The organism is Cupriavidus sp. KK10 (assembly GCF_018223725.1).
Taxonomy (GTDB): domain Bacteria; phylum Pseudomonadota; class Gammaproteobacteria; order Burkholderiales; family Burkholderiaceae; genus Cupriavidus; species Cupriavidus necator.
Genome location: NZ_CP073677.1, coordinates 1,355,074 through 1,366,755, shown reverse-complemented (window position 1 = coordinate 1,366,755; position 11,682 = coordinate 1,355,074). Strand labels below are relative to the sequence as shown.

Annotated in this window: 13 protein-coding genes; 10 read left to right on the top strand and 3 right to left on the bottom strand. The window is 68.4% G+C overall.

The window, feature by feature from the left end; translation table 11 throughout:
* Positions 1 to 26: 26 nt before the first annotated feature.
* Positions 27 to 344, top strand: a complete 318-nt coding sequence (locus KB879_RS06740) for an Mpo1-like protein (RefSeq protein WP_013956296.1) — start codon at positions 27 to 29, stop codon at positions 342 to 344.
* 32 nt (positions 345 to 376) lie between these two features.
* On the opposite strand, the gene KB879_RS06735 is transcribed toward KB879_RS06740, so the two are convergent.
* The gene (locus KB879_RS06735) at positions 377 to 1,723 is read right to left on the bottom strand and encodes a YihY family inner membrane protein (RefSeq protein ID WP_013956295.1); all 1,347 of its coding nucleotides are present in this window, start codon (positions 1,721 to 1,723) and stop codon (positions 377 to 379) included.
* A gap of 166 nt (positions 1,724 to 1,889) precedes the next feature.
* Between KB879_RS06735 and wrbA the strand changes: the two genes are divergently transcribed.
* From wrbA to KB879_RS06720, 3 genes are read left to right on the top strand one after another with little or no spacing between them, the layout of a single operon-like run.
* The gene (wrbA, locus tag KB879_RS06730; protein WP_013956294.1) at positions 1,890 to 2,492 is read left to right on the top strand and encodes an NAD(P)H:quinone oxidoreductase; all 603 of its coding nucleotides are present in this window, start codon (positions 1,890 to 1,892) and stop codon (positions 2,490 to 2,492) included.
* Entirely contained in the window at positions 2,489 to 2,896 is a 408-nt protein-coding gene (locus KB879_RS06725; RefSeq protein WP_013956293.1) for a DUF2069 domain-containing protein, read from the top strand. The genes wrbA and KB879_RS06725 overlap by 4 nt, the downstream gene beginning before the upstream one ends.
* Positions 2,897 to 2,914: 18 nt before the next feature.
* Entirely contained in the window at positions 2,915 to 4,333 is a 1,419-nt protein-coding gene (locus KB879_RS06720) for an FAD-binding oxidoreductase (protein WP_153956398.1), read from the top strand.
* Positions 4,334 to 4,346: 13 nt separating this feature from the next.
* On the opposite strand, the gene KB879_RS06715 is transcribed toward KB879_RS06720, so the two are convergent.
* Positions 4,347 to 4,562, bottom strand: a complete 216-nt coding sequence (locus KB879_RS06715) for an N-formylglutamate amidohydrolase (protein ID WP_013956291.1) — start codon at positions 4,560 to 4,562, stop codon at positions 4,347 to 4,349.
* 26 nt (positions 4,563 to 4,588) lie between these two features.
* On the opposite strand from KB879_RS06715, the gene KB879_RS06710 reads away from it, so the two are divergent.
* The 5 genes from KB879_RS06710 to KB879_RS06690 all read left to right on the top strand — a co-directional run bounded on the left by KB879_RS06710 (position 4,589) and on the right by KB879_RS06690 (position 9,333).
* Positions 4,589 to 5,689 carry a CaiB/BaiF CoA-transferase family protein gene (locus KB879_RS06710; RefSeq protein WP_211980957.1) on the top strand — a complete coding sequence of 367 codons (1,101 nt, stop codon included), beginning with the start codon at positions 4,589 to 4,591 and terminating at the stop codon, positions 5,687 to 5,689.
* 86 nt (positions 5,690 to 5,775) lie between these two features.
* Complete coding sequence (locus tag KB879_RS06705; protein WP_211982136.1) at positions 5,776 to 6,942, top strand: thiolase domain-containing protein; 1,167 nt, start codon at positions 5,776 to 5,778, stop codon at positions 6,940 to 6,942.
* Positions 6,943 to 6,959: 17 nt separating this feature from the next.
* Positions 6,960 to 7,358, top strand: a complete 399-nt coding sequence (locus KB879_RS06700) for a Zn-ribbon domain-containing OB-fold protein (RefSeq protein WP_013956288.1) — start codon at positions 6,960 to 6,962, stop codon at positions 7,356 to 7,358.
* A gap of 33 nt (positions 7,359 to 7,391) precedes the next feature.
* A complete protein-coding gene (locus KB879_RS06695) occupies positions 7,392 to 7,562 on the top strand; it encodes a hypothetical protein (protein ID WP_193351053.1) in 171 nt (56 codons plus the stop codon).
* Positions 7,563 to 7,593: 31 nt separating this feature from the next.
* Entirely contained in the window at positions 7,594 to 9,333 is a 1,740-nt protein-coding gene (locus tag KB879_RS06690; RefSeq protein ID WP_211980956.1) for a long-chain fatty acid--CoA ligase, read from the top strand.
* Positions 9,334 to 9,425: 92 nt separating this feature from the next.
* Here KB879_RS06690 and KB879_RS06685 read toward each other — a convergent pair whose 3' ends face one another.
* The gene (locus KB879_RS06685; protein WP_013956286.1) at positions 9,426 to 10,148 is read right to left on the bottom strand and encodes a hypothetical protein; all 723 of its coding nucleotides are present in this window, start codon (positions 10,146 to 10,148) and stop codon (positions 9,426 to 9,428) included.
* A 221-nt stretch (positions 10,149 to 10,369) separates the two neighbouring features.
* Between KB879_RS06685 and KB879_RS06680 the strand changes: the two genes are divergently transcribed.
* Complete coding sequence (locus KB879_RS06680) at positions 10,370 to 11,533, top strand: CaiB/BaiF CoA-transferase family protein (protein ID WP_013956285.1); 1,164 nt, start codon at positions 10,370 to 10,372, stop codon at positions 11,531 to 11,533.
* The last annotated feature ends 149 nt before the right edge of the window (positions 11,534 to 11,682 follow it).

Below are 11,682 nucleotides of genomic sequence, written 5' to 3'. Positions count from 1 at the left end.
CAAAACAAGACCTGCCGGAGACAGCCATGGCCCACGCCCGCGCGCGCGAGTTCGAAAACTTCGCGGCCTTTTATCCCTACTACCTGGCCGAACACCAGAACCGTACCTGCCGGCGGCTGCATTTTGCCGGGTCGACGGTGGCGCTGCTGTGTCTGGTGGCGCTGGTGGTTACCGGCAATGCGTGGTGGCTGCTGGCCGCTGTGCTGGCAGGTTACGCCTTTGCCTGGGTCGGGCACTTTGGTTTCGAGAAGAACCGGCCGGCGACGTTCCGGCATCCGCTTTACAGCCTGATGGGAGACTGGGTGATGTATGCCGATATCTGGCGGGGCAAGATTCCGTTCTAGGCAACTTCACTGTCGCCGGGCTGGCCCGGGCCTTACACCTGCCCATGCCAGCCCGGCGGCACCACTTCCAGCGTGCGCCGCTGCAGATGGCTCCCCCCATCTCCTTCAGTCGGCGGCAGATCGGCCGGCTGCTGCCGGAACACCGCCTCCAGCGTCTGGTCCAGCTGCGGATTGTCCAGAATCGACTTGAGCGCATCGGCGCCGCGAAGCTGCTGCGCAAGCGCCGTGCGCGGCAGCCGCGGCAGGTTCAGCACCAACCGGTCATGCAACGTCCGCAGCGTCACCTGCGACGGATCGCACAGCAGCGCCCAGTGGGCCTGGCCACGCTCCTGCTGCAGGCGTCCAATCAGGTGCAAGGCCTTGAGCTTGCCCAGCAGGCCCGACAGGTAATCGGCCTCAACCCGCAGCTTACGGCCCAGGTCCAGTTCGCCGACGCTGCGCGGCACTTCGTCGCGCGCGCGGTAGAGCAGCAGCAGCACGCCCAGCGCGTCGAAGAACTCGCTGCCGGCAAAGGTGCGGCGGCGCCAGTAGCCCTGCCGGATCACCGGCAGGTTGGCGGCGATGGTCGCACCCAGCAGCGTCACCAGCCAGCTCAGGTAGATCCAGAGCAGGAAGATGGGCAGCGCCGCGAAGGTGCCGTAGACCGCCGTGTAAGTCGGGATATGCGTGATGAAATAGCCGAAGCCGCGCTTGGCAAACTCGAACGCGATCGCCGCCACCAGGCCCGCCACGATGGCATCGCGCCATTCGACATAGGCATTGGGCACCGCCGTGTACAGGAAGGCAAAGGCCAGCGCCGACAGCAGCACCGGCGTTGCGCCCACCAGCAGCCCCAGCCCCACCGGCATGGTGCCGACATAGCCCGCCGAGACCGAGATCAGGTAAGAGCTGATCGACAGGCTCGCGCCGATCAGCACCGGCCCGAAGGTCAGCACCGCCCAGAACACCAGCACCCGCTGCGCCAGCGGGCGGCGCTGCTTGACGCGCCAGATCGCATTGAGCGCATCTTCCACGGTCAGCATGGTCAGCACCGAGGTGACCATCAGTCCGCCCAGGCCCATTGCGGTCAGCCCGCGCGCGCTCTTGGCGAACATGCCGAGGTAGCGCTGGATCGATTCACTGACGTTGCCGGGGATCAGGTTCTGGAACAGGAACGACTCGATGGCGTTGCGGAAGTCGCGGAACACCGGGAACGCGGCCAGCAGCGCGAACGCCACCGTCAGCACCGGCACCACGGCCAGCACGGTGGTGAAGGTCAGGCTGGCCGAGACCTGCGGCAGCCGGTCTTCGCCGGCGCGGCGCAGTGCATAGCGCGCCAGGGCGCGTACCTTCTGCAGGTTCCATTCCCGGCGCAGGCGGGCAACGCGGGGTCCAATCATGCGCAAACGACCTCCTGGATCTGGTTCTGACGGATAAACAGGCGGCCCGCGGCACCGGGGGCGCGAAGCCGATGGGAGATGGCGCGGGGGGCGCATCTATAATACGCGCATTGCTTCCGGCATCCTTCGCGCAACACCACCCCGCCACCGCCGGCCATCCCGCTCCATGACCGACATCCTCGTCCTGTATTACAGCCGCCACGGCAGCACCCGCAAACTTGCCGAACTGATTGCCAACGGTATTGACAGCGTCCCCGGCGCCCAGGCCCGGCTGCGCACCGTGCCGCCGGTTTCCACCGTGTGCGAGGCAACCGCGTCCGATATCCCGGCCGACGGCCCGCCCTATGCCGAGCTGCGCGACCTGGAGGAATGCGCCGGCCTGGCCCTGGGCAGCCCCACCCGCTTCGGCAACATGGCCGCGCCGATGAAGTACTTCCTGGACGGCACCGTGGCGCAGTGGCTGTCGGGCGCGCTGACCGGCAAGCCGGCCTGCGTGTTCACCGCCACCGGCAGCCTGCACGGCGGGCAGGAAACCACGCTGCTGTCGATGATGCTGCCGCTGCTGCACCACGGCATGCTGATCCTGGGCCTGCCGTATTCCGAGAAGGGCCTGATGACCACGGCCTCCGGTGGCACGCCCTACGGCCCCAGCCACCATGCCCACGGCGACAACCGCGGCCCGGTCACGGAAGACGAATCTGGACTGGCCATCGCCATGGGCCGGCGGCTGGCGCAGACCGCGCTGCGCCTGGCGGGAGACGCGGCATGAGCCCCATCCCCGAGAGCGACCAGGCGCTGCACAGCCCTTGGCTGTACCGGTTCAGCGTGGGCAGCCTGCTGGCGCTGATGGTGCTGTGCATTGCCTGGGAATGGTTCCTGGCGCCGCTGCGCCCCGGGGGGTCGTGGCTGATCATCAAGTTCCTGCCGCTGCTGCTGCCGCTGCGCGGCTTGCTGACGCGCAACCGCTACACCATGCAGTGGTCGTCGATGCTGATCCTGTTGTTCTTCACCGAGGGCATCGTGCGCGCCACCAGCGACCGCGCCCCCTCGTCCACGCTGGCGTGGGTGGAGGTGGCGCTGACGCTGGTGTACTTCACCAGCACCATCCTGTACCTTCGCCCCTACAAGCGCCGCGCCCGGGCGGCCGGCAAGCCAGCCGCGCCCAAGTCCTGACCCCATTCCGCCATCGCCATGACCTCGCCTCAAGACTCCTTCCTCGCACTGTGCCGCGCCGCGCTGGGTGCGCAGCACGTGCTGACCGATGCAGCCGACAAGGCGCCCTACCTGACCGACTGGCGCAAGCGCTATCGCGGCGAGGCGCTGGCGGTGCTGCGCCCCGGCACCACCGAGGAGGTCGCCGAGGTGGTCCATGCCTGCCATGCGCACAAGATCGCCGTGGTGCCGCAAGGCGGTAACACCGGCCTGTGCGGCGGCGCCACGCCGGTGGCCGGGCAGGACCAGGTGGTGGTCTCGCTGCAGCGGCTGCACCGCATCCGCCAGGTGGATCCGCTCAACAACACCATCACGGTCGAGGCCGGCGTGGTGCTGCAGCACCTGCAGGAAGTGGCGCGCGAGCACGGCCGGCTGTTTCCGCTGAGCCTGGCGGCCGAAGGCAGCTGCACCATCGGCGGCAACCTGTCGACCAATGCCGGCGGCACCGCGGTGCTGCGCTACGGCAACACGCGTGAGCTGTGCCTGGGCCTGGAAGTGGTGACGCCGTCGGGCGAGATCTGGCACGGCCTGCGCGGGCTGCGCAAGGACAACACCGGCTACGACCTGCGCGACCTTTTTATCGGCGCCGAAGGCACGCTGGGCATCATCACCGCCGCGGTAATGAAGCTGTTCCCGCTGCCACGCGCCTCGGTCACCGCGCTGGCCGCGGTGCCGAGCCCGCGCGCCGCGCTGGCGCTACTGGCCATCGCGCAATCGCATGCGGGCGCCATGCTGACCGGGTTCGAGCTGATGTCCGCGCTCAGCATGACGCTGGTGACGCGGCACTTCCCGCAGCTGCGCTATCCGTTCGCAGACATCCACCCGCAGCTGGTGCTGCTGGAACTGTCCGACAGCGAAAGCGAAGCCCATGCGCGCGGCATCTTCGAAACCATGATGTCGGCCGCCTTCGATGCCGGCGTGGTCGCCGACGCGGTGGTGGCGGAATCGGTGCAGCAGTCGCGTGATTTCTGGAACCTGCGCGAGCATATCCCGCTGGCGCAGGTGGAAGACGGCAAGAACATCAAGCACGATATCGCCGTGCCGGTGTCGCGTGTGGCGGACTTTATCGAGACCACCGACGCGCTGCTGCAGAACGCCTTCCCCGGCGCACGCATGGTGACCTTCGGCCACCTTGGCGACGGCAACCTGCACTACAACGTGTCGCCGCCGGAAGGCGTCGACCATGACGCCTTCCTGGCCCACCAGGACCAGGTCAACCGCATCGTGCACGACAGCGTGCGCTCGCATAACGGCTCGATTTCCGCCGAGCACGGGCTCGGCCAGCTCAAGCGCGAGGAAAACCGGCTTTACAAGAGCGAGGTCGAGCTGGCCATGATGCGCGCGATCAAGGGCGCACTCGATCCGCAGGGGCTGATGAATCCGGGCAAGGTTATCTGAGCGCGCCGCGCCATCATCGCGCCAGTGCCTCGCGGATAAATGCCGCCACCGCCTCCAGCAACTGGTCGAGATGGCCGCGCAGCACGGCGAAGCCGCGGTGCTGCGCGAGCCTTGCCTCGTCCATATAAAGCGCGCGGTTGATTTCGATCTGCAGGCTGTGGCGGCCGCGCGCCGGGTCGGCATAGGCGCGGATCAGCTCCGCCCCCTTGTACGGCCAGTTGATGCCCACCCGGTAGCCGTAGCCGCGCAGGCACTGTGTCGACCGGCGACGGCACGCGCGTCACCGGCCCTTTCTGCGCCGACGACACGCTGCGCGACTTTGGCGGCTATTTCCAGAGCGTGAACCGCAACAAGCGATCGATCGCAGTCGACCTGAAGACCGACAAGGGCCGCGAGATCGTCCGCAAGCTGATCGACGGTGCCGACATCGTGGTCGAGAACTTCCGCGCCGGCGTGATGGAACGCCTCGGGCTGGCCTATGAAACCCTGCGCGAGACCAATCCGCGGCTGGTCTACGGCACCGTGCGCGGCTTCGGCGATCCGCGCAGCGGCGAGAGCCCCTATGCGCAATGGCCGGCCTATGACGTGGTCTCGCAGGCGATGGGCGGCATGATGGGAATCACCGGCCCGGACCGCGACACCCCGACCAAGATCGGCCCCGGCGTCGGTGACACCGTGCCGGCGCTGATGCTGTGCATCGGCATCCTGGCCGCTGTGCATCGTGTGCGCGAGACCGGCGCAGGCCAGTTCGTCGACGTGGCCATGACCGACGCCGTGCTGGCCATGTGCGAGCGCATCGTCTACCAGACCTCCTACACCGGCACCGTGCCTGCGCCGGATGGCAACCGCCACCCGCTGCTGTGCCCGTTCGGCCTGTTCCGCGCCCGCGATGGCCATGTCTCGATCGCCTGCGCCACCGACGCGTTCTGGGCCAAGCTGGCCCATGCCATCGGCCGCCCCGAGATGGCCACCGACGAGGACTTCGCCACCAACGCCGCGCGTGTGCGCAACGCGCAACAAGTGATCGACGCCATCGAAGCGTTCAGCACCGCGCGCACCAAAGAGGAGATCGCACAGTGCCTGGGCGGCAAGGTGCCGTTCGGTCCGGTCTACACCTCCGCGGAGATCTTCGCGGACCCGCACTACCGCGTGCGCGAAATGCTGGTCGACGTTGAGCAACCGGGCTCGGCCACGCCGGTCAAGATCGCCGGCGTGCCGATCAAGCTCAGCGCCACCCCCGGCGCGGTACGCCAGCGCGCGCCCATGCTTGGCGAGCACACCGACGCGATCCTGCTGGCGGCGGGCTATGGGAAGCAAGAGATCGTGCACATGCGCGCGGCGGGGGCCATCCGGTAGGCCGGTCTACAGGCCCCTCAGGACAGAATGACCAAACCGCTGCAATATCCATGCGTAGCACCATTTGACGCACGAGAGGAGAAATGATGAGCATCAACGGCAAGGCCTATATCGTCGGCGCCTATGAGCACCCGACCCGCAAGGCACCGGACAAGTCGGTGGCGCAGCTGCACGCCGAAAGCGCCAAGGGCGCACTGCAAGACGCGGGCCTGACGCTGGCTGACGTGGACGGCTACTTCTGCGCCGGCGACGCGCCCGGACTGGGCGCGATCAATATGGTCGACTATCTCGGCCTCAAGGTGCGCCATGTCGACTCCACCGACACCGGCGGCTCGGCCTACCTGGTCCATGTCTCGCACGCGGCGCAGGCCATCGCGGCCGGCAAGTGCAACGTGGCCCTGATCACGCTGGCGGGCCGCCCGCGTTCGGAAGGCTCCAGCGGCACCCAGGCGCGCAACTGGGGCGCCAACCTGCCCGACGCGCCGTTCGAGAGCCCCTTCAGCCCGGTCACCGTCAACCTGTACGCGATGGCGGCCATGCGCCATATGCACGAATATGGCACCACTGCCGAGCAGCTCGCCTGGGTCAAGGTGGCCGCGTCGCACCACGCGCAGCACAACCCCCATGCCATGCTGCGCGACGTGGTCACGGTCGAGGACGTGCTGAACTCGCCGATGATTTCCGATCCGCTGCACAAGCTCGACTGCTGCGTGGTATCGGACGGCGGCGGCGCGCTGGTCGTGGCGCGCCCGGAAATCGCCGCCACGCTGCAGAGGCCCAAGGTGAAGATCCGCGGCGCCGGCGAGTACATCAAGGGCCAGCTCGGTGGAGAAGTCGATCTGAGCTGGTCCGGCGCGCGCTTCTCGGGCGCGACGGCGTTCGCCGAAGCGGGCGTCACGCCGGCCGACATCAAGTACGCGTCGATCTACGACAGCTTCACCATCACCGTGCTGATGCAGCTGGAAGACCTGGGCTTCTGCAAGAAAGGCGAAGGCGGCAGGTTCGTCGCCGACGGCAACCTGATCTCCGGCGTCGGCAAGCTGCCCTTCAACACCGACGGCGGCGGCCTGTGCAACAACCATCCGGCCAACCGCGGCGGCATCACCAAGGTCATCGAGGCCGTGCGCCAGCTGCGCGGCGAAGCCCACCCGGCGGTGCAGGTCGCCAACTGCGACCTGGCGCTGGCGCAAGGCACCGGCGGCTACCTGGGCTCGCGCCACGGCAGCGCCACCCTGATCCTTGAACGTGAATAATGCGCGGGAGCAATGACATGACGACCCCACATACCCCCATTGCCTACAAGGCGCCGGACGAGCAGCCCGACAACCTGCCCTTCTGGCAGGCCGCGCGCGAAGGGCAATTGCTGTTCAAGGTCTGCGACGACTGCGGCAAGCCCCACTGGTATCCGCGCGTGCTGTGCCCGTTCTGCATGGGCACCACCTCATGGAAGCCGGCCAGCGGCCGCGGCACGATCTACAGCTTCAGCGTGACGCGCCGCGCAGGTCCCAATCCGTTCTGCATCGCCTACGTCACGCTGGACGAAGGCGTGACCATGATGACCCATATCGTCGACTGCGACCTCGACACGGTGCGGATCGGGCAGAAGGTGCAGGTGAAGTTCTCGCCCAGCGATGGCGGCGCCCCGGTACCGACTTTCACGCTGGCCTGAGGCCGGGCTGAACCTGTCAAGGAGAGCAGCAACATGGATTTCCAGCCCCCGGGCGAATGGGTCGAATTCGGCGGTGCGCTGATCAAAGCCATCGACCGCGAAGTGGCCGCGCTGGTGCATGAGCACCGCGCCCTGCTGGGCAGCGAACGCACTGCCTACGACGAGAGCGGCCGCCGGCTGCTGGATGGCGATACCGCGTTCTGACGGCAACTGCAACATGACAGAGAGGACCACCATGACCCACAACGATCTGCCCGATGCAGGCGTCGCCGCCGCCCCCACTGGCCCGCTTGCGGTGGATGCCGCAGTGGCGCTCGGCGACGTGCCGCGCGTTTTCCATATGCCGCACACCACGCTGGCCGAGAACCTTGAAATCTCGGCCCGGCGCTTCCCCGACAAGGTCGCGGTCCAGTTCTACCACGGCGCCACCACCTATGCCGAACTGCTGGCGCAGGTGGAGCGCATGGCCGGTTACCTGCAGCAGGCATGCGGCGTGCACCGAGGCGACCGCGTGGTGCTGCTCAGCCAGAACAGCCCGCAGTTCATCGTGGCCTACTACGCGATCCTGCGCGCCGATGCCGTGGTGGTGCCGGCCAATGCCATGCTGCTGGAAGACGAGCTACGCCATATCGTCACCGACAGCGACGCGGTGGCCGCGTTTGCCGCAAGCGAGCTGGTCGGGCAGGTGGCACCGCTGGTCGGCACCACGCCGCTGCGCCACGTGATCGTGCATCACTATGGCGATGCCCTGCCCGCGCAGCCCGACGACAGCCTCGCGATTCCGGACTGGGTGCAGCAGCGCTCGTCCGGCTCGGCGTTGCCGGCCGGCGCAGTCCACTGGCAGCAGGCCATGGCCGCCGGCTCCACGCCATCGCCGCGCGCCGCAGGCCTGGACGACCTGTGCATGCTGCCCTACACCTCGGGCACCACCGGGGCGCCCAAGGCCTGCATGCACACGCACCGCACGGTGATGGTGTCGGTGGCGGGTTCGCAGCTATGGCGGCGCTCGCACGCGGAGTCGACCTTCCTGGCGGTGGCGCCGATGTTCCACCTGCTCGGGCTGCAGAACGGCGTCAATGCGCCGGTCTACATGGGCGGCACCATCGTGTTGCTGCCGCGCTGGGACCGGCGCACCGCGGCGCAGCTGGTAGCGCGCCATCGCGTCACGTTCTGGGCGGCGCCGCCGCCGATGCTGGTGGAGTTCTTCGCGCAGCCGGATATCGAGTCATTCGACCTGAGCAGCCTGGCCTGCGTGGTCGGCGGCGGCGCGGCGGTGCCCGACAGCACCGCGCGGGTGATGAAGGAGCGCTACGGGCTGCAGTTTGTCGAAGGCTACGGCCTGACGGAGACCGCCTCGTTCATCATCGCCAACCCTCTCGCCGCACCGCGCACCGGGCACCTGGGCGTGCCGACCTACGGCGTCGACGCGCGCGTCATCGATCCCGCCACGCTGGCCGAAGTGCCGCGCGGCGAGGTCGGCGAGATCGTGGTGCACGGCGCGCAGGTGATGCTGGGCTACTGGAACCAGCCCGCCGCCAATGCCGAGAGCTTTATCACGATCGACGGCAAGCGCTTCTTCCGTACCGGCGACCTTGCCAGCGTCGATGCCGACGGCTACTTCGTCATGCGCGACCGCCTCAAGCGCATGGTCAACGCCTCGGGCTACAAGGTGTGGCCGGCCGAGGTGGAAGCGATCCTGCATACCCACCCTGCGATCCTGGAAGCCTGCGTGATCGCCGCGCGCGATCCGCATCGGGGCGAGACGGTGAAGGCCGTGATCGTGCGGCGTGACGGCGCCGGCGTTTCCGAGGAAGAGTTGCTGGCCTGGTGCCGTACCAGCATGGCGACCTACAAGGCGCCGCGCATCGTGCAGTTTGTCGAGCGCCTGCCGCGCTCCGCCACCGGCAAGATCGCGTGGCGCGAACTGCAGGAGCAGGAGATGCAGGGCGCTCCATTGGCGAACCACAAGGCCTAGCCCAGCCGCAAGTAAAACGGCGCGCCGGTCCGCAAGGTCCGGCGCGCCGTTCTGTTATTGCCGGCCATTGCTGCATGGCCGGTGCATTGCATTCAGGCCGTCAATGCGTCCCTTGCCGGGATTGCGTTGCCGCGCCGGCTGATGGTCCAGGCCGTAAAGGGATCCGCCGCGCTGCGGTGCTGGGTCCAGCGCGTGCTGCAGGTATCGCACTGGTGCTCGCGCGTCTGGCATTGCACGCCGGCGGCCAGGCTGCGCCATTGCATGTCGCCCAGCGGGCGCAAGGCACCGTGGCCATTGGCGCAGCGCGCATCCAGGCGCAGCCGCTCGCAGCGGCGGCACAGCGGCCGCACCGATGCGGCGGGCAGCACCCGCAGCTGCGCGCCAGCCGGTGGCGCCGGCGCCACCGCGGGCAGCACTGCGGCCTGCGCATCTTCCATCTGCGCGGTCATGCCAACGCGGCTGCGCGTGCGGTGCAGCGCCGCCCAGTACAAGGCGCGCACCGCATCGGAGCCGTCGCACGTCGCGGCGGCGCGGCAGCGCTCGGCATGCCGGTGCAGCGGCAGGCCGAACTCGGCGGCCGAGGCAAAGCAGACCACCTGGGCGCGTGGCGAGCCGTCTTCGATCCAGCGCTCGAACAACTGCGCCAGCTGATGGCGGCAGGCGTCGTCATCACCACCGGCCTGGGCGAGCGCCAGACGATGCGCACGCCGGCTCAGCGAGCGCACCTCCTGCCTGAGCTCGCTCAGGACCGGCAACAGGCGTGCGGCCTGCCGTGTCCGCCTTGGCGATGCGATTGCGCGCTGGGTATTGCTCACTTCTGGCTCCGGCTCACTTCGTCTTCCGGCCTGCACTGCGGCCGCTGTGAACCGATTATAGGAGCGCATTTGTGCACCGCAGGAAGGGTGGGCGGCCTACTACCTGATACGGGTGGGGCTCGGGGGCGCCCGCTTTTGGTCTACTTGCAGCCAGTGCAAAAACGCAATCAAGGGCATGGGTGCGTCCCATGCAAACAGGACTGGGCAAGAGGAGAACCACCATGGGTGTACTGAGCGGAATCCGCGTACTGGAATTCGAAGCCATCGGGCCGGGCCCGTTCGGCGCCATGCTGCTGGCCGACATGGGCGCCGACGTGCTGCGCGTCGACCGCCCGGCGGCGCCGGCCGACCTGGGGCCCAAGTCGGCCACCGGCAAGCGCGTGGATATCACCGGACGCGGCCGCCGCTCGGTCACGCTGGACCTGAAGCAGCCACAAGCGCAGCGCGCAGCGCTGGCGCTGGTCGAACGCGCCGACGTGGTGATCGAAGGCTTCCGCCCGGGCACCATGGAACGCCTGGGCCTGGGGCCCGACGCCGCGCTGGCGCTCAACCCCAGGCTGGTCTATGCGCGCATGACCGGCTGGGGACAGACCGGCCCGCTGGCCGACCGTGCCGGCCACGACCTGAACTATGTCGCGCTGTCCGGCGTGTTGTCGGGTATCGGCCGCGCCGGGCAAGCACCAGTGCCGCCGCTGAACCTGGTCGGCGACTATGGCGGCGGCGGCATGCTACTGGCGCTTGGCGTGGTGGCGGCACTGCTCAATGTGCAGCGCGGCGGCAAGGGCCAGGTGGTCGACGCGGCCATGACCGAAGGCGCTGCGCAACTCGGCGCGGTGTTCTGGGGCCTGCTGGCCTCGGGCAACTGGCGCGAAGAGCGCCAGGCCAACGTGCTCGACGGCGGCGCGCCCTGGTATGACAACTACCGCACGCGCGACGGCAAGTACATGTCGATCGGCCCGGTCGAGGGCCGCTTCTACGCCGAGCTGCTGGACAAGCTGGGCCTTGCCGGCAAGGACCTGCCGGCCCAGTACGACCGCAACGGCTGGCCGGTGCTGCGCGAGCAGTTCGAGGCCGTCTTCCTGACCCGCACGCGCGACGAATGGTGCGCCGTGTTCGAAGGCAGCGATGCCTGCATCGCACCCGTGCTGGAATTCAGCGAAGCCCCCAACCACCCGCATCACCGCGCACGCGGCAGCTTCGTCGAAGTCGCTGGCGTGGTGCAGCCGGCACCGGCGCCGCGCTTCCTCGGTACGCCATCCGAGATCTCCGGGCCCGCGCCGGCGCGTGGCGAGCATGGCGCCGCCGCGCTGCGCGACTGGGGCTTCGATGCCGATGGCGTGGCCCAGTTGCAGGCACAGGGCCTGGGGCTGATGGCAGAGCGCTAAGGGACTGCGCGGTACAACACAATCTCCACCTGGCCGCATCGTCCGGCTGCGTGTTTTGCTCCGGCCTCGTGCCGGAGCATTCTTTTTTTCTGCCCGACTGGCCGGCACCTAGGGCAATCCCGCCCAGCCGATATGGGGGGCATGCAAGG